A 23,239-nucleotide genomic window follows, 5' to 3' on the forward strand; every position below is an offset into this window, starting at 1 on the left:
TGTCACGTCCGGGCGTTCGGAGGTGTCTTGAAGGCGTGACCGCCCCCCGTACAGCTGACCGCGTTGGCGCGTCCGCGTCGGATCAGCCGATAGCGGCGATGCCCAGTGCGATCAGGACGTGCGCATGATCGTTCAACGAGGAGGGATGGATGCACACCCAAACGAACCAAACGGTCCAGAGCCGGAGCCGGATCCGACCCGTGGTCTTCTGGGTCACCACGTTCGTCGTCGTCTTCGAGTTGGCTGCCGGGTCGGTGTGGAACCTGGTGCCGCTCGAATGGGTTGAGATTCAGTTGCGACACCTGGGATACCCGCACTTCCTCACCTACATTCTCGGTGGGTGGCAGGCCGCCGCAGCCGTGGCGATCGTCGTACCGCGATTCCCACTGATCAAGGAATGGGCGTACGCGGGTGCCCTTTTGCTGTGGTCGGGTGCCGCGGTGTCGCATCTGGCAATCGGCGACGGTGTCAGTTCGTGGGGGCCGCCGCTGATGTTCGGGGTGTTCGCCACCGCGTCGTGGATGCTCAGGCCAGCTGATCGCCGCCTGGCGGGGACGCGGCTGCGTCGATACCGCCCTGCCGACGCTCGACAGGATGGTGCCGAGCGGCCCGAAACCCGCCCCCGCGCCTGGGCCGTCTCGATCGGGCTCCTCGCTGCCCTGTATGCCGTTTCGTTCCTGACGCTGCCCGCGGCCGAAGCCGTCATGCACGAGCAGGCAGTCGAGCGTGGCTGGATCCACGAGTAGTAACCCGCACGGGCTACCCAAGGTCTCAGCTCGGGAGTGGTTCGATGCGGGCGGGTACGTGTTTGTGCCACGGGGTGCCGGCGATGGGGTCGCGCCATTGCCGGTCGGTGAGGTCGTTGAGTGCGACGCCGGTGCGCGTGGTGGTGCCGGTGTCGGTGGTCAGGTCGAGGCCGAAGCCGTTGGGCAGCGCGGCGTTTCCCGGTTGCAGTCGGTCGTCGATCTCGATGGTCGCCCGGGCTGTGCCGCGCAGGGTGGTGATCTGGGCGGGTGCGCCGTTGTCCAGGCCGAGTCGCTGGGCGTCGTCGGGGTTGATCCGCAGGGCGCCGCCGCGGTCCCGCAGTCGCCAGCCGGCGTCGCGGAAGATGGTGTTCGCGGTGAAGGCCCGGCGCTGCCCGGCGGCGAGGATGAAGGGGAATTCGTCGCTGGTGTGCACCGCGGTGGTCTGGTCGAGGCCGGCGAGCAGGTCGAGGAGTTCGGGGATGGGCAGCGGGATGCGGCGTTCGGGGTGGGGAACGTAGCGCCAGGCGTCGGCGGGCTCGTCCTGCGTGAAGGTCATGCCGGATCGGGCGGTGAGCATGGCGTCGAAGAGTGTGTCGGCGCTGGTGTGGCCGGCTCGGCGGATCGCCTTCGGGTGCTGCCTGGCGATGCGCTGGGCGAGCGCCCACAGGACGGCGGCGGAGCGGGCGCCGTCCGGCAGGGTCGGGCCCAGGGTTTCGTAGAGCAGGTACGGAGCGAGGGCGAGGGTGCGCTTGTCGGCTGCGGCGAGGGCGGCGAACGCGAGTTTGAACGGGGTGCGCCCGAGCCTGGCGGCGCCGCGCAGCAGGCCGAGCCGGGTGCGTGGGACGACGCCGAGCCGCCGGATCAGCCGGGCGTAGATCTCGGGCTCGGGCAGGGTGCCGGGCAGCGGGTCGAGGACCGGGGCGCGCAGGTGGAAGGTGTTGCGGGGAAACTCGAAGGTGAAGAACGTGGCTTCCCACTTCTCGAACTGGGAGGAGGCGGGCAGCACGTAGTCGGCGTGCCGGCCGGTTTCGGTCAGCGCCACGTCGATGACGACAACGAGGTCCAGGGCGGCGAGGGCGGCGCGGAACGAGGCGGAGTCGGCCAGCGAATGGGCCGGGTTGGCCGACTCGATGATCATGGCTCGGAAGCGGGACGGATGGTCGGTGAGGATCTCGTCGGCGATGACGTTGCAGGGCACCAGCCCGCCGGGCATGCGGGCGGCGGTGACCGGGGTGTGGCGGGTGCGGGTGTCGTAGGTGGCGAGCGGTGCGATCCAGGAGTGCGGTTGCATGGCGCCGGGTTTGCCGAAGTTACCGGTCAGCAGCCAGCTGAGCTTGTTCAGGTAGGACACGAGGGTGCTGTTGGGGCTCTGCTGCACGCCGAGGTCCTCGTAGGTCGACACGCTGCCGGCGGCGCCGATGCGCCGGGCAGCGGCGCGCAGCAGCTCCTCGTCCAGGCCGCACACCTCGGCGCAGCGGGCGACGTCCACGTCGGCCAGCTGCCGCAGCACGGTGTCGGCTCCGGTGGTGTGTGCCTCCAGGAAGGCGTGGTCGACGAGGTCTTCCTGGACGATGGTGCCGAGGATGCCGGACAGGCACCAGGCGTCGGTGCCGGGACGGACCCGCAGATGGATGTCGGCCAGATCCGCCGTCTCGGTGCGCACCGGATCGATGACGATCATGCTGCGGGCGGGATCCTTGGCGATCTCCTTGAGCACGGTGCGGGCGCGGGGAACGCCGTGGGACTGCCACGGATTCTTGCCCAGGAAGATCGACACCTCGGCGTGTTCGAAGTCGCCGGTGGTGTGGCCGCCGGTCAGGTGCGCGTCGACCCATCCCTCGCCGGTCTTCTCCTGAGCGAGCGGGTTGGAGCGGTAGCCGGCGCCCAGGGCACGCATGAGTGAGCCGCTGTAGGCGCCGCCGAGGTGGTTACCCTGCCCGCCACCGCCGTAGAAGAAGATCGTCTTGCCGCCGTGGGTGTCGCGCACGGTCGCGAGCCGCTCGGCGATCTCGGCGATGGCGGTGTCCCAGTCGATCGCGGTGTGGCTGCCGTCGGCTTCGCGGCGCAACGGTGTCGTCAGCCGGTCGCCGCCGTTCTGGTAGTGGTCGAGACGCAGCGCCTTGTTGCAGGTGTATCCGCCGGTGGCGACGTGGTCCTTGTCGCCGCGGATCTTGACGAACCGGCGCCCGTCCCGCTGGATCTGGATGCCGCAGTTGTTCTCGCACAGGATGCAGGCGCTCTTGTGCCAGGATTCCTCGGGCCGGGTGGTCATCGGCTTTCCTCCTCGCTAAGGGCCGGGCGCGGGGCTCGACCTCGTCCGGCGCCCGCGTTCATCGGTCTCGCAGCGCGTGCACCAGCAGGTCATGGATCTCGGCACCGGCCGCTTCCAGCGGGCTGATGCTCTGCTCGGCGCGGCACATGATCACCGCGCCCTCGATCGCGGCGATGATGAAACCGGCCAGCCGCCGGGACCGCTCCGGTGGCAACCCGTGGCGGACGAACATGGCGCCGAGCGCGTCGCGCCATCGGGCGAAGACCTCAGCCGCGGAACGGATCAGTTGCGGGGCGTCGTCGTTGGTCTCCACCGCTACCGCCACGATCGGGCAGCCGGCGCGGAACTCGCTGCTGATCAGGCGTTCGCGCCACAACGCGAAGAAGGCGTCGACGGCTTCCAGGGGATCGTCGGCCCGCGTGGCGGTCTCGATCAGGCCGGAGATGAAGGCGCCGGCGAGTGCCACCGCTTCCTCGATCAGCTGCGCGCGCCCGCCGGGGAAGTGGTGGTAGACCGAGCCGCGCGGTGCTCCGCTGTGCGCGAGGACCCGGTCGATGCTGGTCGCGTTCGCCCCGTACTCGCGCAGCAGCGCCGCAGCGCTGAGCACCATGCGCTCGCGGCTCTCGCCCCGGCGCGGGCTCACCGACCCACCCCACTCGCGGCGGGACGGTGCGCGGCCTCGCGCCGCTCGCCCATATCCACGACCGGATGCTACTCGCCGGTAATTTATGGCACAAGCCATAGAACATAGAAGGCGCCGCAGGCGGCCTCCCCCGGCCCGGCCGAGAAACCCGGGCCGGGCCGGATGGCCAGCGGATCAGGCCGGAGGTCAGTCGCCCTTGTTGCCCGGGCAGTTGATCGCCGCCGGCACCGAGACCGTGGTGCCGGCCGCGGTGACGGTGATGACGGCGGTCCCCACCCCGTTGCCGCCGGGGATGTTGACACTGTGCAGGTCGGTCAGGCCGGCACCGGCGGCGTCGGTGACGAAGGTGGTGGTCGGCGCCCAGAACCCGCTGCCGGTCGCGGTGTATGACGCGCTGGCGAGCCCTCCGCTGACCGTGACCCGAACGTGCGCGCCGAGGTCGTCGCAGTAGATGCCGAGGTACTGCCCCGCGGTGACCGTGCCGATCGGCGACTCCACTGTGTCCGCGGAGGCGGCCGACGAGGGCAGGACCACGGCGGCGAAGGCCGCGGCGCAGGCCGCGAGACCGAACGCGCGCTGGGAACCGAGCATGGCGGAGTTCCTTCCGTTTGGTGCGATCCATCGAAGACCGACTAAACCTAGGCGTCCCGGTGCGGAACGGGCGACGCGGGGTGGAAGTGACCCCGGGCGACGGTGCGTCCACTCAGCCGCTGACTACGGTGACCGTCTGCCCGCCGAACTGCTCCCGCACGGCCTCCTCCACCATCGCCGCCGCCGCGGTTGCCCGGCTCACCGCGCCCGGAAACAGCCGCTTCGGGGCCAGGTCCACCGTCAGGGTGCGCCGGGCCGGGGAGACCGGGCCGTCGTTCATCGGACCGAGGTGGAAGACGGTGCCACCCGCGGCGATGATCGTCGCGTCAGCCTCCACCTTGTCCGGCAGCTCGTTTCTCAGGAAGACCCCGAGCATGGTCCTGGTCAGCATCCCGGCGGCGGCGGCCGACGGGCCTGTCCCCAGCGCCCCGAGCCAGATGCTCCGGTCGATGCCGGACGCGACCACGGCCCGGGCGCCGGCGGTGAGGGTGCCGGCGGTTAAGCCTTTGGTGGCGCCCAGTCCGGACAGCAGCACGTCACATCCCGCGACCGCGTGGGCGATCGACTCCGGGTCGTGCACGTCGGCGGCGACCGCCGTGAGTCCGGGCAGGACGGGCACACGTTCGGGATGGCGGGCCAAGGCCGTGACCGGCAGGCCCCGGTCGAGCGCCGCGGTGACCATCAACCTTCCGGTGGCGCCGGTGGCTCCGAGCACTGCGATCCGCATCAGAGCGTGCTCCGCAGGACCTCGAGGGCGGCGGCGTGCACACCGGGCGCGGCGGCCACGTAGCCGGCGCTGGTGAGCTCCCACGGCTTGCCGTCGAAGTCGGTCACGGTGCCGCCGGCTTCCCGGACCAGCAGCACCGGGCCGATGTGCGAGCGCACGTTCTCGAACTGCCAGTGCACGTCCATCCGGCCGGCGGCCACCTGGGAGAGCTGGTGTCCCACCGGCACCGACGAGCGGACGTACAGGGCGGTCTGCAGCATCGCGGTGATCGAGGCACCGACGCGCTGAGCCACGACCGCCGAGCCGCCGGGCCGGGCCTGGCCGGTCCCGGTCAGGGCGACGGCGAGATCGGTCTTGGCGGAAACCGCCAGGCGCCCGCCGTTGAGGAACGCGCCACCGCCGTCGGTGGCGGTGAACATCTCGTCGGACCCGGGCGAGTAGAGCACCGTGAAGTCGGGACGACCATCGCGGACCAGGGCGACGCCGATGTTCCAGTCGGTCATGCCGTTCACGAGGTTGAGATTGCCGCCGACCGGGTCGACGACCCACTGGTCGCCGGCGGTCATCGGACCGGTGGCGTGCTCGTCCTCCTCCCAACCGGAACCGGGCAGAGCCGCGAGCAGGCCGGGCCGCAGCAGGTCGGCGACGGCGGCGTCGTTGCGCCGCAGGCCGGCGAAGAGGTCGTCCTTGGTGGCGGCGCGGTTGTCCGGTGAGTACAGGCGAAGCAGGCGGGCGCCCGCTTCGCGGACGAGGGCTGTGGTGGTGAAGATGAGCTCGTTGGTCATGACCTAACCCTCGGCCGCCGCAGAGGATAAGTCCAATGCACTCTTTGTAAGTTAAGGTTTACCACCATGCAACTGGACCTGAACCTGCTGACGGTGCTGGACGCCCTGCTGACGGAGGGCAGCGTGATGGGTGCCGCGAACCGGCTGCACCTGTCGTCGCCCGCGGTGAGCCGCTCGCTCGGCCGGATCCGAAAGCTGACCGGCGACGACATCCTCGTGCGGACCGGCCGGACCATGACACCCACCCCGTACGCCCTGGCGATCCGGGAGCAGGTGAGCAAACTCCTTCAGCAAGCGAACGCCGTGCTGGCCCCGATCCGCGAGCTGGACCTGGCGACCCTGGAGCGCACCTTCACGCTGCAGTGCCACGACGCGCTGACCACGGCGCTCGCGCTGCCGCTGCTGGCCTCGATCGCCGAGCGGGCCCCGGGCGTACGGCTGAGGTTCCTGACCGAGGCGGCGGTCGACACCGACGACCTGCGGCACGGCCGGGTGGACCTCGAGATCGGCGCGGCCTCCCCCGAGCTGCCGGAGTTCCGGACCGAAACCCTCGGCTACGACCGGTTCGTCGTCGTGCTGCGCAGAGATCACCCGTACGCCGGGCGCCTGGACCTCGAGGCGTACGCGGCTCAACCGCACCTGCTCGTCTCGCGCCGCGGCCGGTTGAGCGACCCAGTGGACGAGCTGCTCGCCTCGCACGGCCTGCGTCGCCACGTGGTGGCGGCGGTCGGCACCACCGCGAGCGCCCTGCACGTCGCGAGCCGCAGCGACGCCGTCCTGACCGCGCCGGAGGTGATCTGCCGATCGCTGATCGCGGCGTTCGGGCTGACAACCGAGCCGCTGCCGGAACTGCCGGAGCTGCCGCCGGTGCCCGTCGTGTGCAACTGGCACCAGCGGTACGACACCGACGCCGGCCACGCGTGGCTCCGTGATCAGACCCGGGAGGCGCTGAGAACGATTCTCGGCACGTAGATTCACTGATGAACGCGGCCCTGTTCGGTGCTCCGATCCCCCGCCTGGGCCGCCAGGGGCGGGGAAGTTGACCATCCGAACGACGGCAGCGTCGTAAGCACGACAGACGGCGGACGGACCTGGCAGAACGTCACTCCACCCGATGGCGCCGCGGAGGTCTTCCGGGACGTCGAGGCAACCGACGGCGATCACGCGATCGTGCTGGCAATCGAGCCGCCGTCGCAGATCTACCGCACCGCCGACGGCGGCGTCACCTGGCACGTCGTCTTCGAGGACGCGGACCCCAGCGCCTTCTACGCCTGTGTAGCCTTCTTTGACCACCGCAGGGGCATCGCGGTGAGCGATCCCGTCGGCGGGCGGTTCCGCCTCGCCGGCACTGAGGACGGTGGCCGCAGCTGGCACGTCCTCAAGAACGTCAAGATTCCGCGCTTCGACGACAAGCTCATGCTCGGTGTCGACTGCCGACGTGCGGCGGGCTGCTGGGCGGTCGGCGGCGGCGGCCTGGCCGCGAGGCTGTCCGTCAACCGCTGAAGTCTTCAGCTGAGGCTGCACGCCCGGGGCCTACTCATCGAGTCGCTCTCCGTGTTGTGTGCGGATGATCCAAGTCATAACGCTACGTATATAGCGACGTGGACACACAGCAACGCCACTGGTACAAGTTAGGCGTGCTGAGGGCCATGGAATGGATTGTGCTGGGAATCGGTAGCGCGGCCGCCATCGTCTACGGCGTCCGGCGTCACCGACCCGCCCGGACCGGAGCCTGGCTGCTGCTCGCCGGCGCCATCGTGGCGAGCGCCGCCGGCGACGTGTTGACCGCGTTGAACCGGCCCGGCGTCGCCGATGTCTGCTTCTACGCCATGTTCGTGCTGGTCACCTGGAGTCTGCTGCAGCTGACCCGCGTCGGTGCGATTCTCGTCGACCGGGCACGGCTCATCGACCTGCTCGCGTTCGCGTGTTCGACGCTGCTGGTGGTCTGGGTGTTCGTCATCGGCGATGCGGGCCGGATCGGGAACATCTCCGGGGCGTACGTCATCGGAGCCCTGCTGCTCCTCGCGGTTGTCGCCCGTGTGCTGGTCGCCGTCGGCCGGAACCTCTCGGCCGCGCTGCTGGTCATCGGTGCGGTGGGCGTTCTGGTCAGTGACATCTTGCAGCCGTTGTGGCCGGGCCGGCTGAGCGAGTCCGGGTTCGTGGTGCTCTACCTTGCCTGGGGCGCCGCCGCGCTGCACCCGTCGATGGTCAGGCTCACCGAGCCCGCGACGCCGCGGGCGAGCCCGTGGCGCGTGCGCTGGGCGGCGCTGCTGGGCATCTCCGTCGCCACCCCGCCGGTCGTTCTGCTGATCGAGGCGGTCCACGGCACGGTCGGCGACGGCGTGGTGATCGCGGTGGCCGGGGCGATCACACTTCTCCTGACCATCACGCGGCTTACCGACTCGGTGACCCTGAACGGCCACGCCTTGACGCGTGAGCGCGGCTTGCGGCAGGCGAGCGCCGCGCTGGTCGCCGCCGCCGACACACCGGCCGTGGACGGGGCTGTCCGAGCCGCGGTCGCCAAGCTCATGCCACCGGGCGCTATCCGCAGCACCGTCTTCGCCATCGACGACCGCCAGCTCACGCTCGAAGCGATGCCCGACCCCGAGGCCGGCTCACCGCCCCGCAGCTGGTGGATCGAGGACGTGGACCACGACCACGACCACGCCACACTGGTCTGTCCGCTCTGGCTGGAACCGCTCGCCGTCGCCCGACCCAGCGGCGGAGCCCTGATCCTGGTGGGGCGCCGGGACACCCTCACCGCCACTCGCGACACCCTCGAGGTGCTGGCCGCCCAAGCGGCGCTCGCGCTGGATCGCATCTCCCTGGTGGAGGCGGTCGGCCGCCGCGACAGTGACCTCTATCTGCGCGCGGTGATCCGGAACAGCGCGGACATCATGGTGGTGATCGAGGAGGATCTGCGCATCCGGTACGCCAGTCCCTCGCTGCGCGAGCTGCTCGGCGCCGACGACCTTCCGCCGCTGGCCACACTCGACGATCTGGTGCATCCGGACGACGGCAACCAGCTACGTCAGGCCTTCCGCAGCTCCGGCGACGGCGTGGTGTTCTGCTCGCTGTTGCGGGCTGACCACAGCCAGGTGCTGGTCGAAGCCACGTACCGCGACCTGCGCGAGGACCGCTTGGTCCAAGGTTTTGTAGTGACCATGCGGGAAATCACCCAGGGCCGTGGGCCGGACGAGCAGCTGCCCCAACGCGACAACCTGGACGAGTTACCGGGCCGGGTGAACCGGCGCAGCGCCCGGCACAAGTTCCGCTACTAACGCCGACCCTTCGACCATCACCCGGAACATGGCGAAGCGCCGGATACCGGTGCAGCCGGGAAGCTGGCAATCGGCACCGCCAAGAGTGCGGTTAGCGGTATGGAAGATACCGCGTGCTCCGTGACCATCGCGGCCATAGTGGAAGCGGCAGGCAGGCGGCCAGCCCGTCGTATCCGGTCTCGACCTCCGCGGACCCGTCCCGAAGCGTCACCGTGACGCGAGAACGTCGATACGCGAAGACTTCTGATACCCGACCGGCGGCTACCGACATGACCAGGTCCTGCATGAACGCGAGATCGGCGGCTTCCGCGGCCAGTTCCCACCGACCACCGATATCGCCGACCTGCACGATGATCTCGTCCCTGAAGTCGATCCACTCGATCGGACGCGCACCGGTACGATGCGGCGTCACCCGCACGATCAAGCCGAAATCGGTTCGGCTGATCTCGGTCTCGGCGGCGCCGTCGAGTTCGACCGCGAGCCGGCGGGCGAGCGGCAGGGACGGCTCGTTATTCGAGTCGGACACGAGGACCCTCCCTGCTCCTACCCCAACGCACGAGCTGAGCCTACGGCCACCAGGCCCGTCACGAGGTGTTCCGGTCACTGTCAGGAATGGTGCGCCCGTGGCTGTCGCCCGAGCTCTTCCGTGTCGACCTTCTCGGGGGTGGCGAGCGGACGCCGTACGTTGGGTACATGCTTGAACTTCCCTCGAACGACGAAGCGGCGCGTTTGTTGGAGATGCTGGGTGCGTCGCCTGAAGACCGAGACGAGACGCTGTCGGCTCGACCTCATCCGCAGGAGCATCCCGATTTGTGGCAGCACCTTGAGCGGTGTTATCACGACTTGAGGTCGAGTATCGGTTCAGGGCTTGACTCGGCGAGCGGATACCGCGGTTTCCCGGCGATGTCCATTGACGCTGGCCCAGTCGCGCTTCATCTCTACGTGTGGCTCTATCTTGCCATCCTCCCGGAGACACTCCGCTACCACGCCGAGCGAGGCATCGATCATCAACGCTCCTGGGAGACGTTGTCGAGCGTGGGGCCCATGATGGCTGAACACCGAACCGTGCACGGGCTCGGTGGTAGCGGGGGATTCCAACAGTGGTGCCCACCGTTGACGTTTCGCGGAGCCGAGTACCGGCTCGGCCGACTTGACTACGACCGTACCCGCGGCGAGCGCCCAGACGGAGCGACCGGATTTCTGCTGAACGTGCACATCCCGTCCGGTGGTTCGCTGTTCCCACGGTCCTGTGACGAATCGTTCGATCTTGCCCGTAAGTTCTTCCCGCGTCATTTCCCTGACGAACCGGTCTCGCATTTCACGTGCCACTCTTGGCTACTCGACCCCCAGCTCACCGAATACCTTCCCGAGCGGTCGAACATCGTGCGCTTTCTCCACCGTTTCCAGCTAAAGCCGCTCACGTCCCTCGATCAAAATCGCGCAGACGGCGACATGCTGGTGTACATCTTCGGTCGACCGAGCCAGAATCCTCCGGTGACCGCGAGCCTGCTCGCAGACCTTCCGCAACAAACGTCCCTTCAAAGGGCGTACGTGACTCACCTACGCTCCGGACGGAACTGGCATGCACGCACTGGTTGGATGACTTTCTGACCAGGCCCGGAGCACGTCGGCATGCGCCGAAGGCTCGGGCCACCCCACGCAGATCGCGATTGCGCCGCCACCAAGGCCCAAGATCGGGTGCACTCTTCTCCGCAGTTCAGCACGCCGACCCGGTTCGGAGGTCAGCACTCGAGCGTGACCGCCGATTGAGCAAGTCGCGCGCATGGTCGGCGGCAGATCCGGTGCGCCTCCGGGGCGCGGGCGATACCCAGTGAGCGGATCAGCAGGCGGCCGTTCGGGAGTGTTCCGACCGTCGCGGGCGCCGGTACAGTGACCTGATGGTCGAGTCGGCTGCCAGGGTGCTTCCGTTCCGTACCGTCGACAACCTTTCGTGGCCGGACCGGAATCTTTCGAAGGGTCTGCACGTCGTACGCGATGCGGACGATTGGACCCGAGTGTGGGCGCAATCGTCCTCTGGCCAACCATCCGAGCCGCCGGTGCTGGCAGTGGACTGGCAGACTGAGATGTTCGTTGCCGTCGCGCTCGGGCTGCGTTCGAACGGCGGATATTTCGTCTGGATCGATGGGATCGTGGTTGTTGGCGGCCTGATCAGGGTCCTGGTGTGGGAGATCCGGCCCGGCTCCAACTGCGCGACGACGCGTGGCATCACCCATCCGTTCCATGCTGTGGCAGTGCCTGCCCACGCCGGTATGGCCGAGATGGTCATGCGCATCGCCTACCAGGACTGTGAAGCGACCGAATATTGAGCGCGCAGTCTCCTGCTGCCCGGATCACCCGGCGAGCCGTTGCACCGGCGGCTGCCGATCCGGACGGCATCGACCACTGACAGCTTGCCTGGCCCGGATGGCTGTCATCGGCACGGCCGTAGAGCGACCACAGGAGCCGCAGTCGACTCCGGCAACGATCGCCTCGCGGCAGATCAATGCACAGACCTTTTGGTCTCATCGGGTCCGACAAAGGCGAATCGATACGATTGATATAGCCTTTTAAGGAAGTCATCTTGGCCGTATTGCAAATATCCCCGGTTCTCCAGCAGGTTGCCGGAGAACCGGGGATATTTGCAATACGGCTCGACCGAGGTCGGTCAATGCATGACGATCCCTCTTCTTGGCGTCAGGCGGTGAACAGGTCTGCTGTGGTCACGGGCATAGTCCTCTACATCGTGGCGGACGTAAACAGGACCCATGGCGAGCTCCGCCACTGGATAGGGAAAGCCGACCTTACGCGCGAGCTGGGCGGCCCGCTGTCGCGACACGCCTAGAATCGTCGATATCTCCGACAGGCCAACCAGTTCAGGAAGATAGCTTGTTTCTCCAACAGGCCGAATTCTCATGGTTATGATGTTGGGCGCCGACAAGTGTGCTGCCGCATCGGCTATTATCCGATAGGCCCTATTGGCTGCGCCGTTCACATCTGTTGCCTTTACCGGGATTCGCAGACAGGTGCGATCGTCATGCTCGGTTGATTGTCGTCCAGGAAGAGACGCGGATTGCAGCCACGCATTGGTCTTCTCGTCTTTGCGGAAATCAATCTCAATAGACCACTGCCTCTTAATAGGTTGCTGGCGGCCACTTCGCCTTGAGACTGCAGGGTCGACTGGTCGCGCGGGGGTGTCGGAGATGAGGTTAACGCGAGGGCTGACTTGAAAGGCGGGCCCGTGCGAGCTAGTCACTGATCCACCGATCCAGTGCGTTGTAGACCAGCGGTACCGCTACAACCGTGAGAACAGCGTCATTTCCCGTTCGTCGCCATACGGCCGCCGCCGCCAACAGGGAGATCATCACGATGACGAATCTGCGGAGCGTGATGAGCTGCGGCCGCTTGGCGTCCGGTTGTTGCCCCACTTGGCGGATGTGCTTCTGACCGCGCGCATGTAGGGTCACGAAATTCCCTTCCTGCCAGGATCGGAGTAAGGCGGCGCCCAGGAAGCAGCCTGGGCGCCGCCGCGTACCTGCTCGGATGAACGCGTACATGTCAATGATTCTCAGTCGCGGTCAACCAAACGACGGACTACCTGTGCGACTCGTGTGCGCAGTAGAAGCTCACGGGCAAGGCGCTCTTGCCTTTGTCAACTAGAAGCTGTCAAGGGCCCGGGCATTCTCGCTGCTACCGACGTGACCGCGCTCTGATCAGGCCTGCGGCTGGTCGACCGAGTGCGCGCCGATCACGTCTACTGTCGGCAATGTGACGCCAAGGGTTCCCATCCTCCGAGGGTATGTGTCGATGAGCCGCAGGGCGTCGGGCGAACCCATGCGGTTGCTATACGGCCGAAGGCTCCCCGCCAAATATGGCGCATATCGGAATATAATGACCGTTCCCGTAAGCGAGAGGTGTTCACTTTGATCGGGTTTCGACGAAGACCAGAAAGGTCAGAAGCCGAGCAATTACTCATTCGAGTGACCCGAAATTCCTCCGGCGCTCAGGTGACGATCGGTGATGGACTTCCCGAGTCCGCGTCGAGAGCAAGCGGAGAGCCCACCCGTACTGTCAGCGCCGATGTCCTGCGAGGGTTGTTGACCGGTGGCATCAATGAACCAGCCCGCAAATTCAGGCTGCAAGGAGCACGTATTGCGGGAAAATTGGATCTAACAGGAGCGGCATTGGTAGTGCCTATCGACTTTCAAGACTGCTCTTTTGACGAGCCTGTGACGCTCGTTGGCTTGACAGTGCCATCCGTCAACTTGCGTGGATGTCATCTGCCGTCGCTGGAGGCTAGTCGACTCAAAACACGTGACCTCGATGCGTCGGACGGTTTCAACGCGAAATCGGTGCGACTTGATCAAGCCGATGTTAGTGGATCAGTGATGTTTGACGACGCCACCCTACATAACCCCGGCAAGGTGGCCTTCTTTGGGCGGGCCCTGAATGTCGGCCAGTTCCTCAGCCTCGGAAACGGCTTCACGGCACACGGCAAAGTTGACCTTGTTGGCGCAACCGTCGGCAAGAGCCTGGTTTTCACGGGTGCCACACTCAATCATCCGGGAGAGTTTGCGCTGGACGCCCAGGGCGTTTCGGTGGGCTTCGCTGTCTTCCTGGGCAGCTCGATCAGTAATCCGCTCGGCTTCACCGCACTTGGCGGTATCCGATTAATTGACGCCCGCATCGATCAATTTCTCTGTTGCTGGCAAGGGCGCATTGAAAACCCTGGAGGATACGCAATTGCCGCCCAGGGGATGAATATCCGACAGACTCTGCTTATGCAGAATGGATTCTCCGCAGTCGGAACGATCGATCTGAATGAATCAGCTATCGGTGGAAGCTTTCATCTATCCAACGCCGATCTCGATGGAGGCGATGGTTGTGCGTTGACTGCTGAGCGGATGGAGTGTGGCGCATCTCTAAAGTTGGCTGAAAAGGTAGTCGTCCGAGGTTCCGTGACGCTGGACGCCGCCATCATTGTGGACCGTCTGGAGTTGGTGGATGCAGATCTTTCCGGCTGCCCGTCGTTGAACTTGGCGTACCTGCGGGCGCGGTCTCTCGTTTTCAGTCCGTCATGTCCACCAAGCGAAATGGATCTGCGCCATGCAGCAGTGGCAGTGCTGGCCGACGACATCGATTGCTGGCCGAAGGAATACTCCTTGCAGGACTTCTCGTACGATCAACTCGGACGCGGCAGCGATCCATCAGCAAGTCGCCGGATTGAGTGGTTGCGGCGAAACAAGGAAGGCTACCTGCCTCACCCGTATGAGCAGTTAATCGCGGTGTATCGTCGGCGCGGAGACGAGCGTGCCGTTCGCCGCGTGTCCGTCGCTAAGATGCGCCATCAGCGAACCGCACTCAACTGGGCAGGAAAGGCCTGGAACCTACTGCTACAAGTGGCAGTCGGATATGGCTACCGAACCTGGCAAGCGGGTATCTGGCTACTCCTGTTGGTGATTCTCGGTGGACATGCATTCTCGGTCGCCGACGGAACAGAAATTGTGGCAATCAAGCAGCCGGCACCTTCTTTCAACCCATATGCATACGCGGCTGAGGTTTCGATTCCCGTTCTTAACCTTGGGCTCCGGTCATCCTGGGCAGCCCGTGGGTCGGCGGCATATTGGTGTTGGGGCCTCACTGCCGGCGGCTGGATTCTCACGACAGCGGTCGTAGCGGGGATTGCCAGGCTGGTCAAACGGGATTAGATGGGTAGCACTGCGTCGCCCTTAAAGGAAGGAGTGGCATTACACTCCAAGCGGTTCCCAAAGACGCACTGTCATCGGCATTATGCAGGTAATCCTTGTCAAGTTGATCATGATGCTTGTTGGTCCAGGCCGTCCAGGAGCCGGGTGAACAGGTCGGCGCGGTGGGTCTGGTCGTGTTCGGCGGCGTGGTCGTGCTGGGCTTGCAGGGTGGGCCGGAACTCGATGCTGGTCTGGAAGAAGGTGCAGGTCTCGCAGATGGCCTCGAACGCGCAGTCGAGCTCGGGTGGGCGGGTGCAGTAGCCGTTGCCGAGGAGCCGGTGGTGCTCGCGGCGTAGCCGGGCCATGCGGGGCCCGATGATGTCCGCGGGTAGTGGTTTCCCTTGCTGGTAAAGGGATTCGACTTTCTCGGTGACGGCGAAGTACTCGTCGGCGACGGTCCGGTTGGCGATTTTGGCGTAGCGCAGGGTCATGTCGAGGCTGCGGTGCCCGAGCAGGGCGGCGATGGCTTCGAGGGTCATGCCGCGGTTGATGGCCTGGGTGGCCAGGGTGTGCCGGAGTTGGTGTGGGTGGATGTGGGCCAGGCCGGCTGCGGCGCCGGCTTTGTTGATCAGCCAGGTGACGGTGTGCCGATCGAGGGGGCGGCCGTTCTCCCGGGGTAACAGCAGCGGATTGTCGGCGGCGACGTGGGCGGTGCGGTAGTCGCCGATGAGGGTGACCAGGTGCGGGTGCAGCGGCAGGTAGCGGTCGGTGCGGAGTTTCCCGACGGGGACGTGCAGCCAGTGCGCGGCGCCGATGAGCACGATCGCGTCAGCTTGCAGTGCGGTGAACTCGCCGACGCGCAGTCCGGTGCGTAACAGGACTTCGACGACGACGCGTACCAGCAGGCGGGGTTCGGCCTGCGCGGCGCGGAGCAGTTTCGCCGCTGACGGGTCGTCGAGGGCTTTCGGTAGGGGGTGGTCTTGGCGTGGCAGGTCGGCGGGGATGATCGGGACCCTTGGGGGTGCTTCGGGCCAGTCCCAGTCGGTGATCCGGACGAAGAACATGCGCAGGGTGCCGAGCCGGTGCGCGAGGGTGGCCGGGGTGAGCCGGACGGTGCGGTAGCCAGGCCTGGTGTTCAGCCAGGTGCGGAAGTCCTCGATGTGGCGGCGTCGGATGTCGGCGATGAACCGGACCTCGGGCGCCTGCTCGACGAGGAACGCGGCCAGCGATCGCAGGGCCAGGTCGGCGCCGGACACGCTGCCGGGCCGCAGGATGCAGGCCAACTGGTCGAGGTAGCGGCGCATCGGGGTCACCGTGTCGGGGATCGCGGCGGTGAGCTGGTCCCAGGCCGGTAGCCGCCGCGAGCCGTTCACCGTCCACCTTCGATCGTCTCGAAGCCGTTGCGGGGCAACGGTTTGCCGGACAGCAGCTGGGCGTCGATCGCCTCGGCGGCCCGCCGGTATTGCGAGGCCAGCCAGTCGTCGGCCAGGTGCAGATAGATGCGGGTGGACTCGATCGAGGCGTGGCCGGCCTGGGCCTGGACGGCTTCCAGAGCCATGCCGGCCTCCCGCAGCCGGGTCAGGCAGGTATGCCGCAGCTGGTGGCAGGTCACCGTGCCGAGCCCGGCCCGCTGCCGGGCCGAGTCCAGGATCTGATCCAGGCCGGCCGCCGACAGCGGCCGGCCCCGCCGCGGGCCTTTGAGGACCACGAACAGCCGGTCGGTCGCGGCGCCGGGCGGCCGTTCGCCGTCGAGGTAGGCGGCCACGGAGGTGAAGAACCGGCCGGAGACCGGGATCTGCCGCTGATGACCGCCCTTGCCCTCGGCGATGAACACCCGCCGGGCGGCGACCTGCAGGTCTTCCAGACGCAGTCCGAGGACCTCGCAGCGCCGCAGTCCGCCCAGCACCATCGCCTCGGCCATCGCCCGGTCCCGGTGCGTGCGTAACGCCGCCAGCAGCGCATCGACCTGGACTGGCTGCAGGATCCGCGGCAGCGTCCGCGGGGTCCGCACCAGCGGAACGCCCTGGCGGGGACGCTGCCGTTCCCGGCGAGTCGGCAGGCCGCGGGGCACCGGGTTCGCCTCGACATCACCACGTGCCTGCAAGAACGCGAACAACCCGGACACGCTCGACAACCTGCGCCGGACCGTCCGTGCCGACACACCACCCGCGTCGTCGCCGGCGGCCTGCAACCGCCGGGCCGGACCGCCCGCGTACTGCGCGGTCACGAAGGCGAGCACATCCGCCGCGACGACCCGGCCCGGGGCCTTGCCGACCACGGTGAAGAACACCTTCAGGTCATAGGCGACCGCGACCACCGTGTTCGGCCGGGACCGCACCGCCAGAAACTCCAGATACGCATCCAGCAGCGCGACCCCGAACCGCACGACCAGACCACCGGCCGCGTCCCGAGACCGCACCAACCGCAAACCACTCCACACCGACATCCAGGCACCCCTCACTACCCGATCCACCAGCACAAACACGCCGTGGATCACCAAGGATTACCTGCATATCAAGCATGTCGGTGCGTCAGCCGCTCGCCTCGCCGTGACGCTGCGTAGCGCGCGGATCGCGGCAGATCCGGGGGTTGCTGTCTCGGAATTAAGCATGATCGCCAGGTCGGCTTTGAGTCGTCGCTGGCTGCCGTTGGGCCCGAGGCTGCTGTCGCCGAGCGCGTTACGGCCGATGGTGACGATCATGATCGTTTACCCTGGTCCACCGTGAGCTACTACGGCACCATCCTGATGACCCGGGCCGATGTGATCATGACCGGCTTGCCGCACCTCGCATCGATCGGGTTTCAGCACCGGCGGCTGCGCGAGCTCGGAGACGGCTGGCAGGTTCTGGAGACGGCGGGATGGGACGACCCGCCGGACCTGGAACAGGCCGTCGGTGCGGCGGCCAGACAGTGGGAAGCCCCGGTGTTCGGTGCGTATGTCGCGGATGGCTGCGCCCAGATTCACGGTGCGGCTGCCGGTGTGGCCACCTGGTCGGGACATCTGCCGGACGCCACTGACGTGGACTGCGGGATGCTCCACCGGCCGCGGGTATCCGCCGGCGCCACTCTGGACGACCTTGAAGTTCGCATCGTCGACTGGGCCGCCGCTGCCGGCTCGACGCTGTGCGCCGCACGGCTGAGCCGTGCGCTGCGATACCGGCATACCTGGCGGGACGACGAAGACCGCCCGTACATCTTCCAGTTCGAGCAGATCTTCGAATTGGTGCGGGCATTCGGCTTCCCCGTGCTGCCCACCCCGCGGGCGTACGCGTTCGACCCTGACGACGAGCCCTTCGCGGAGGTGACCTCGGGCCTGTGGGGATTGGCCGTACAGGCCCGTTCAGCTGCCGCGTATCGCGCTCAAGGGGTCCAGAACGACACCACCGCCGGCTGGGAAGCCGAGGCGATCGCGCTGGAGCTGGACGTCTACGCCGCGCTGTACGGCGGCGGGCATCCACTCGCGGAGCTGACCGCGCGTGCCGAGTGGATCAGCTCGGCGTATCGCGCGGCCCGAGACGGCACACCACCGCCTCCGCGAGAGCTGAGCGTCGGCGGAATGATGGCGACCAACTCACAGCGCATCATGTACGACCTGGGCCCGAGTATGGTCGCCGACCAACTGGCGTTCGCGCGAGAGCGCAGCGACTCGACGCCGAACGGAAGCAGCCCTGGCGACCCGACAAGCGGTCCCGGCATTTGGCCGGAGCTGGCCTGACCGTGCCGGCCACCATTGCTGCCGCTGCAGCAACATGGTCCTTAATCACCGCGCATTCCATTCTCGGCACGATGACGACCGCCGAGCGAGGCACCGTGACCTTCCGCAGCGAGCGACTTGCGGCAGTTGAGTTGAGACCTATCTAGATCCGCTGGTCGACTGGCCGCGCAGCTTTCGCAACATTTCTTGCCGTATATCAAGGAGAGATACAAGGTGCCCGTGGCGCCGCACCTTCCAATCACGCCATCCGTTGACTGACTGCGCTCCTGTGATTGCCTTTGCAGCCGCCGAAGGGGCATCAAAGGAACGTCCGTCGCCGATCTGAATCCTTCCGGACTGATTTACGTAGGCTTCGTATATTCTACCTTTGTGTGTAATGGTCAACTCGTCGCCAGTGCCGACCACGCCAGCACTTACCAGGCTCGGGACGGCCACAACAGTCGAAAACCCTGACCTCCTCCCGCGCGAAGGAGCCTGCTGGGGTTCGGGCTGTGGTGGGTGCATCGTCGAGTCCAGAACTCCCGCCAATGCCACCCACTCTGGGTTTGACTCTTCAATGCTCGTCACACCAAGGTAGGAAAGCAGTGCTTTTTGATCGCAAGAGTCGAGTCTACCGAACACAGAATAGGCCACTTCTCGAAATTCACTACGCGGTGAAAGCGAAAGAAGGGCGATAATGACAACCCAAGACAGCGAGGCCACGTGGAAGAAGCGGTCGTTACGAACGAAGTCCAGTGCGCTAATGCGAACTAGCGCCGTAGCCGACTCGCTCTCGCCTTGCTGGGCGCGGTGCGCGAGTTCAAGTACTGACCTTGCCCGGTACGGACTGCGCCGATTGACCAGCCCTTCCAAGTCGGTGACGCTAAGATCGCTGTAAGCCGGTGGCTTCGGGAGGCTAAGCGGGTGTGGCAGATTCATGGCTGCTCTCCGAGGAAGATTCGCCGGTACTCTTTGGAAAGGCACTCTATTAATTTTCCTATGGAGTCTCGGTCATCGAGATCAAGTGCATACATTTATCCGAAGATCGCGGGTTGGCCCTACCGGGCAGGCAGCCCATGGCAGACCGATCTACCGACGACCGGCCCGGTGCGGGGCAGCTTCACGGGACGGCTGGTCGACAGCGCGGAGGCCAGGTCAGCGCTGGCAGATCTCTACGGCGTGCCGATGCGCCAGATCCGACGAGCCGGCCGGCGGGCCCTCTGGTCCGATAGCGGGCTGGGGGTCACATACGAACCATTCACGCCATGGTTCGAAGCCCTCGGTATCGACATCGACGAACCAGTCGGCGAAGAGACGGTGCTGGTGCGTGGCCGGCCGGTCTGGCGAGAGGCTTTCCTGAGGTACGCAATACCGAACCTCCCCGGCAGATGGCATGTTGTCGACGATGCCGCGCTGCTCACCCCGATCGACCTGATCGTCTGCGGGATACAGCGCGGAATCCACGCCGGTCTGAGGGTTGTGCTCCAGCCTCTGTACCAGGGGATCGACTCTTCGCTGCTCCTCAGCCATCCCGATGAGGTCGGTACCCGCAGGTGGGGACACTTCGAACGGGTCGAGGACGCGGAAGACTACATGCGTGAAGCGGTAGCGACGATCCGAAACGACGTGCTGCCAATGCTCGAAACCCACGGCTCCCTGGACGGCTACCGCCGCTTCTGCGCCGAGCTGGCCGGCGGTTCGAACAAACCGCGATCGCTCTATCTGCTGGCCGCGACCGAGATCATCCTAGAACGCTACGACGACGCGAACGCGGCACTCGACGAAGCACGGGCCAGAGTCCAACACCAACCCGACCCATGGCATCCCGGCCCGGCCACCCCGGAAACCCGCACGCTGCTCCTCGCCCGAGCCGCCGAGCAACGACGCCTGCTCAGCCTGCCCGAATCCTACTGAGTCCGCGTTCGTGCCCGGCACGCCCTGACAGCGGGAGAGGTGTTGGTCAAGTCCCTGGGAGTGGTGTTTCGCGGTTGAGGCGTGCTCCTTGGCCGGTCAGTTGTGGACGTACCACTGGCGTACGGTTGCGTCGGTTCCGGTTGTGAATAGCGTTTGGCCGTCCGGGCTGAATGTCATGTCGGTCACCGTGCCGGTGTGGCCGGTCAGCGTGGCCACGATCTCCCCCGTGGTGGCGTCCCACAATTTCGTGGTTCCCTCCTCGGATACGGCGGCGACGGTCCGGCCGTCCTTGCTGAACACCACGGGCGTGCGCACCCTGCCGCTCAATGTGATTCGAGTGTCCCTGAAGGTGCGGTTCCACAGCCGGATCCGGCCGTCGGCCTCGGTGAGGTAGGCGGAGGAGTCCGGCGTGAACCCGGCGAACTCGCCGTCGTCCTTCACGGTCGCGGTGAGCTTGCCCAAGGGCATGGCGCGAAGCTGGAAAGCCTGGCCTGATGGGCCGTTGGCGAGGGTCTTGCCGTCGGGGCTGAGCCACAGCGGAAACCAGGCCTTCGTGAGCGTCGCGGTGCTCTTGCGGGTCGCTATGTCCCAGATCTTCGTGATGCCGCCGGCTGCGCTGGAGACGAGCGTCCGCCCGTCTGCGCTGAACACCATGCTCTGGATCCCGTTGCGGTGGCCGGGCAGGGTGGCCAGCAGCTTGCCGCTCGGGCTCCACAGGCGGATCGGCGCGTCGTAGTCTTCGTCGCCGGCCATGGTGCTGGCGGTGGCGAGGGTCTTGTTGTCCGGGCTGAACAGCACACGGGCGCCGCCCTGGTGGCCTGAGATGGTGGCCAGCTTCCGTCCGGTAGCGGTCTCTCTCGTCTCGACGAGTGTGTCGCCGCCGGTGAGCAGGCCGAGCGGCTGGTTGTCCACCGTGGCGACGTCGCGCTGGCCGGTGAAGACGCTGGTGGCCACCATGGTTCCGTCTGGGCTGAACGCGGACTCACCGTCGACGTCGAACGTCGCGACGGACTTTTTCGTCGATACGTTCCACAGGCGCGCCGGGTGCGTGGCGGATTGGCTGGGGGCCTGGCTCAGCGCGATCAGCCAATGTCCATCCGGGCTCAGGTTCGCCGTCTCGACGGGGCCGTCGTGGTCGAAAGACTGAGAACCGGTGGAGCTGCCGAAGACCGGCTTCGCGTTCGAGGGGCCGCCGTCGGGGCGGCGGAGTTGCCAGACGAGGCCGGCCGTCCCCGCCAGGGTCATGGCGAGGCCGACGGCCAGCACGCGAGAACGTACGCCGCGCCGGCGGCCGGGCGTGGCCTGCACCGGCCGGGCCGGTGGCTGGGCCGTGGCGGGTGGCGGCGTGGCGGGCAGTGGCGTGGTTAGGGGTGGTCGGGCTTGGGTCGGTCGGTGGGTGGTGCCGAGGGCCGACTGGGCCGCGGTCCGGACCTCGTGGCTGTCGTCGTGGTCACTGAGGTGGAGAAGAGCCGCGTGCGCCGCCCGCCGGTAGCCTTCCCGGGAGCCGTACAGCAGCTTGGCCAGCTCCTTGACTGCCTCCAACCGCAGCACGGTGCGGCCGCTGCCGAGGTCGACCCGGATCTCATCGGGAAGCAGTGCCGGGCGAACGCTCCGGGCCACGACCAGGGGCCCGGTCACGTTGAAGTTCCATCTCCGGGGCACCTGACCGGCCTGGGCGTCGCGGACCCGCCGGGAGGCGTACTCGAACAGTTCGTCGGCCGCGATATCGCCGTCGTGGTCGAGGTCGGCTTCGCCGGTACGCAATCCGTTGACCAGTGCCTCGGTGAAGAACGACGGGCTCACTTCGTACGAGGTGAGCCCACCGCTCTCGAAGGAGTATTCGGTGGCGCTGGAGGCGGTGAGGACCGTGCGCCCCGTCCCACCGCCCTGGAACTCCTCGGCCACGTGCACGGTGCGATCGGCGCGCGGGCTGAGGTCGCGGGCGAACGCCCCGCTGTAGCAGCAGTCCAGAATGAGCAGCACGGACCGTGACTCGGACTCGTTCATCCGTTCGGAGACGAACGACGCCGGCAGCGCCGTGGCCGCGAGAGAGTCCAGTTCGGTGTCGGCGGCCGCCAGATGCAGCCGGCCCCTCTGGTCCTTGAGGCCGTGGCAGGAGAAGTGCAGGAGCAGGACATCGTCTGATGCCCGGTCGGCGAAAAAGGCCGCGACCCGGCGGCGCACCACGGCTTCGTCGGCGTCGACGAGCGTCTCCACCTCGAAACCGCCGATATCCGGCTCGCCGAGCACCTCGGCGAGCGCCTGGACGTCAACGGTCGGTGAGCGAAGCCTGCTGAGCCCGCGGTCCAGGTAGGCGCCGTTCGCGACCAGGAGCGCACTCCGCCGCCCCGACCTGGGCACGGCGGCGGCTGGGGGCGCCACCACGGCGACGTCGACCCGCTGACGGCTCGGCTGCTCCGCGCGCCACCGCTTGACGAAGTCGGTGAGCTGCGCCGCGTCGGCACCGAAGGAGACCCCTCCAACGAGGAGGCTGATGCCCGCGACGATCAGCTCGGCGGACCGTGTGCCGGCCGGCGCCGGCCCTTCCGTGTCGCGCTCCACCCGGGGCGCCCCGGACGCCAGCAGGTCCTGTCGAAGCTGAAGGGCGAGCTCCTCGACCTCCGAGGCATCCACATCGGCGCCGGCCGCCGTGATCCTCAACGAGAGGCTGTTTTCGTCGCGCATCGCCACTCCGGACCACTGGTGCGAGCCACCTGACCGATCGAATTTTAGTCCCGCAGCCCGGCCTGAGACGTCGGCCATCCGACTTCGACGGGCGCCAATCACCCGTTGACCGCGGAAGGCCGCTTGGTGATGGAGGAGACTCGGGTGAACACCAGGTAGGCGATCATGGCAATCGCGATCACCGCGAGCTGGCGGGCCATCGTCCCGATAAGTACCG

General features: G+C 66.9%; 20 protein-coding genes. 9 read left to right on the forward strand and 11 right to left on the reverse strand.

Annotated elements, in window-relative coordinates:
- Positions 1-200 precede the first annotated feature (200 nt).
- Entirely contained in the window at positions 201-746 is a 546-nt protein-coding gene (locus tag DMB66_RS11070; protein WP_199752230.1) for a DoxX family protein, read from the forward strand.
- Between the two features lie 25 nt (positions 747-771).
- Here DMB66_RS11070 and DMB66_RS11075 read toward each other — a convergent pair whose 3' ends face one another.
- The 5 genes from DMB66_RS11075 to DMB66_RS11095 form a co-directional block, all read right to left on the reverse strand.
- Positions 772-3,018: a molybdopterin-dependent oxidoreductase gene (locus DMB66_RS11075; protein WP_125803957.1), complete on the reverse strand. Its 2,247-nt coding sequence runs from the start codon at positions 3,016-3,018 to the stop codon at positions 772-774.
- Between the two features lie 58 nt (positions 3,019-3,076).
- Entirely contained in the window at positions 3,077-3,661 is a 585-nt protein-coding gene (locus DMB66_RS11080; protein WP_199752232.1) for a TetR/AcrR family transcriptional regulator, read from the reverse strand.
- A 186-nt stretch (positions 3,662-3,847) separates the two neighbouring features.
- Complete coding sequence (locus tag DMB66_RS11085) at positions 3,848-4,252, reverse strand: hypothetical protein (RefSeq protein ID WP_125803958.1); 405 nt, start codon at positions 4,250-4,252, stop codon at positions 3,848-3,850.
- Positions 4,253-4,364: 112 nt separating this feature from the next.
- Positions 4,365-4,979 (reverse strand): NAD(P)-dependent oxidoreductase, encoded by a 615-nt coding sequence (locus DMB66_RS11090; RefSeq protein ID WP_125803959.1) that lies wholly within the window; start codon positions 4,977-4,979, stop codon positions 4,365-4,367.
- Complete coding sequence (locus DMB66_RS11095; protein ID WP_125803960.1) at positions 4,979-5,764, reverse strand: inositol monophosphatase family protein; 786 nt, start codon at positions 5,762-5,764, stop codon at positions 4,979-4,981. Before DMB66_RS11095 ends, DMB66_RS11090 begins: the two co-directional genes overlap by 1 nt.
- Before the next feature lie 66 nt (positions 5,765-5,830).
- Between DMB66_RS11095 and DMB66_RS11100 the strand changes: the two genes are divergently transcribed.
- The 3 genes from DMB66_RS11100 to DMB66_RS11110 all read left to right on the forward strand — a co-directional run bounded on the left by DMB66_RS11100 (position 5,831) and on the right by DMB66_RS11110 (position 9,045).
- On the forward strand, positions 5,831-6,736 hold the full coding sequence (locus DMB66_RS11100) for a LysR family transcriptional regulator (RefSeq protein ID WP_125803961.1): 906 nt from the start codon (positions 5,831-5,833) through the stop codon (positions 6,734-6,736).
- Positions 6,737-6,934: 198 nt separating this feature from the next.
- On the forward strand, positions 6,935-7,267 hold the full coding sequence (locus DMB66_RS11105; protein WP_125803962.1) for a hypothetical protein: 333 nt from the start codon (positions 6,935-6,937) through the stop codon (positions 7,265-7,267).
- 98 nt (positions 7,268-7,365) lie between these two features.
- Positions 7,366-9,045 (forward strand): PAS domain-containing protein, encoded by a 1,680-nt coding sequence (locus DMB66_RS11110; protein WP_233624471.1) that lies wholly within the window; start codon positions 7,366-7,368, stop codon positions 9,043-9,045.
- Positions 9,046-9,136: 91 nt separating this feature from the next.
- Here DMB66_RS11110 and DMB66_RS11115 read toward each other — a convergent pair whose 3' ends face one another.
- The gene (locus DMB66_RS11115; protein WP_125803963.1) at positions 9,137-9,571 is read right to left on the reverse strand and encodes a hypothetical protein; all 435 of its coding nucleotides are present in this window, start codon (positions 9,569-9,571) and stop codon (positions 9,137-9,139) included.
- A 167-nt stretch (positions 9,572-9,738) separates the two neighbouring features.
- Between DMB66_RS11115 and DMB66_RS11120 the strand changes: the two genes are divergently transcribed.
- On the forward strand, positions 9,739-10,656 hold the full coding sequence (locus DMB66_RS11120) for an acyltransferase domain-containing protein (protein WP_125803964.1): 918 nt from the start codon (positions 9,739-9,741) through the stop codon (positions 10,654-10,656).
- A 287-nt stretch (positions 10,657-10,943) separates the two neighbouring features.
- A complete protein-coding gene (locus DMB66_RS11125) occupies positions 10,944-11,372 on the forward strand; it encodes a protease complex subunit PrcB family protein (protein WP_125803965.1) in 429 nt (142 codons plus the stop codon).
- A 918-nt stretch (positions 11,373-12,290) separates the two neighbouring features.
- Here the strand turns inward: DMB66_RS11125 and DMB66_RS11135 are convergent.
- Positions 12,291-12,599: a hypothetical protein gene (locus DMB66_RS11135; protein ID WP_125803967.1), complete on the reverse strand. Its 309-nt coding sequence runs from the start codon at positions 12,597-12,599 to the stop codon at positions 12,291-12,293.
- A gap of 450 nt (positions 12,600-13,049) precedes the next feature.
- Here DMB66_RS11135 and DMB66_RS11140 point away from each other — a divergent pair, with 450 nt between their 5' ends.
- Entirely contained in the window at positions 13,050-14,750 is a 1,701-nt protein-coding gene (locus DMB66_RS11140) for a hypothetical protein (RefSeq protein WP_125803968.1), read from the forward strand.
- Positions 14,751-14,857: 107 nt separating this feature from the next.
- On the opposite strand, the gene DMB66_RS11145 is transcribed toward DMB66_RS11140, so the two are convergent.
- Positions 14,858-16,102 (reverse strand): tyrosine-type recombinase/integrase, encoded by a 1,245-nt coding sequence (locus tag DMB66_RS11145; RefSeq protein ID WP_125803969.1) that lies wholly within the window; start codon positions 16,100-16,102, stop codon positions 14,858-14,860.
- Entirely contained in the window at positions 16,099-17,148 is a 1,050-nt protein-coding gene (locus tag DMB66_RS11150; RefSeq protein WP_199752234.1) for a tyrosine-type recombinase/integrase, read from the reverse strand. Before DMB66_RS11150 ends, DMB66_RS11145 begins: the two co-directional genes overlap by 4 nt.
- Positions 17,149-17,451: 303 nt before the next feature.
- Here DMB66_RS11150 and DMB66_RS11155 point away from each other — a divergent pair, with 303 nt between their 5' ends.
- The gene (locus tag DMB66_RS11155) at positions 17,452-18,444 is read left to right on the forward strand and encodes a hypothetical protein (RefSeq protein WP_125803971.1); all 993 of its coding nucleotides are present in this window, start codon (positions 17,452-17,454) and stop codon (positions 18,442-18,444) included.
- A 138-nt stretch (positions 18,445-18,582) separates the two neighbouring features.
- Here DMB66_RS11155 and DMB66_RS65820 read toward each other — a convergent pair whose 3' ends face one another.
- A complete protein-coding gene (locus DMB66_RS65820; RefSeq protein ID WP_370318357.1) occupies positions 18,583-19,362 on the reverse strand; it encodes a hypothetical protein in 780 nt (259 codons plus the stop codon).
- Between the two features lie 168 nt (positions 19,363-19,530).
- On the opposite strand from DMB66_RS65820, the gene DMB66_RS11160 reads away from it, so the two are divergent.
- Complete coding sequence (locus DMB66_RS11160) at positions 19,531-20,337, forward strand: hypothetical protein (RefSeq protein ID WP_125803972.1); 807 nt, start codon at positions 19,531-19,533, stop codon at positions 20,335-20,337.
- A 96-nt stretch (positions 20,338-20,433) separates the two neighbouring features.
- Here DMB66_RS11160 and DMB66_RS11165 read toward each other — a convergent pair whose 3' ends face one another.
- Positions 20,434-23,022: a caspase family protein gene (locus DMB66_RS11165; protein WP_158647204.1), complete on the reverse strand. Its 2,589-nt coding sequence runs from the start codon at positions 23,020-23,022 to the stop codon at positions 20,434-20,436.
- Between the last annotated feature and the right edge of the window lie 217 nt (positions 23,023-23,239).

This window comes from Actinoplanes sp. ATCC 53533, from assembly GCF_003947245.1.

Bases quoted from the DNA above. Each gene is read 5' to 3' on its own strand.
- DMB66_RS65820 (WP_370318357.1), bottom strand. From the start codon at position 19,362: ATGAATCTGCCACACCCGCTTAGCCTCCCGAAGCCACCGGCTTACAGC.
- DMB66_RS11120 (WP_125803964.1), top strand. From the start codon at position 9,739: ATGCTTGAACTTCCCTCGAACGACGAAGCGGCGCGTTTGTTGGAGATG.
- DMB66_RS11165 (WP_158647204.1), bottom strand. From the start codon at position 23,022: ATGCGCGACGAAAACAGCCTCTCGTTGAGGATCACGGCGGCCGGCGCC.
- DMB66_RS11095 (WP_125803960.1), bottom strand. From the start codon at position 5,764: ATGACCAACGAGCTCATCTTCACCACCACAGCCCTCGTCCGCGAAGCG.
- DMB66_RS11125 (WP_125803965.1), top strand. From the start codon at position 10,944: ATGGTCGAGTCGGCTGCCAGGGTGCTTCCGTTCCGTACCGTCGACAAC.
- DMB66_RS11075 (WP_125803957.1), bottom strand. From the start codon at position 3,018: ATGACCACCCGGCCCGAGGAATCCTGGCACAAGAGCGCCTGCATCCTG.
- DMB66_RS11100 (WP_125803961.1), top strand. From the start codon at position 5,831: ATGCAACTGGACCTGAACCTGCTGACGGTGCTGGACGCCCTGCTGACG.
- DMB66_RS11135 (WP_125803967.1), bottom strand. From the start codon at position 12,599: ATGTACGCGTTCATCCGAGCAGGTACGCGGCGGCGCCCAGGCTGCTTC.
- DMB66_RS11090 (WP_125803959.1), bottom strand. From the start codon at position 4,979: ATGCGGATCGCAGTGCTCGGAGCCACCGGCGCCACCGGAAGGTTGATG.
- DMB66_RS11085 (WP_125803958.1), bottom strand. From the start codon at position 4,252: ATGCTCGGTTCCCAGCGCGCGTTCGGTCTCGCGGCCTGCGCCGCGGCC.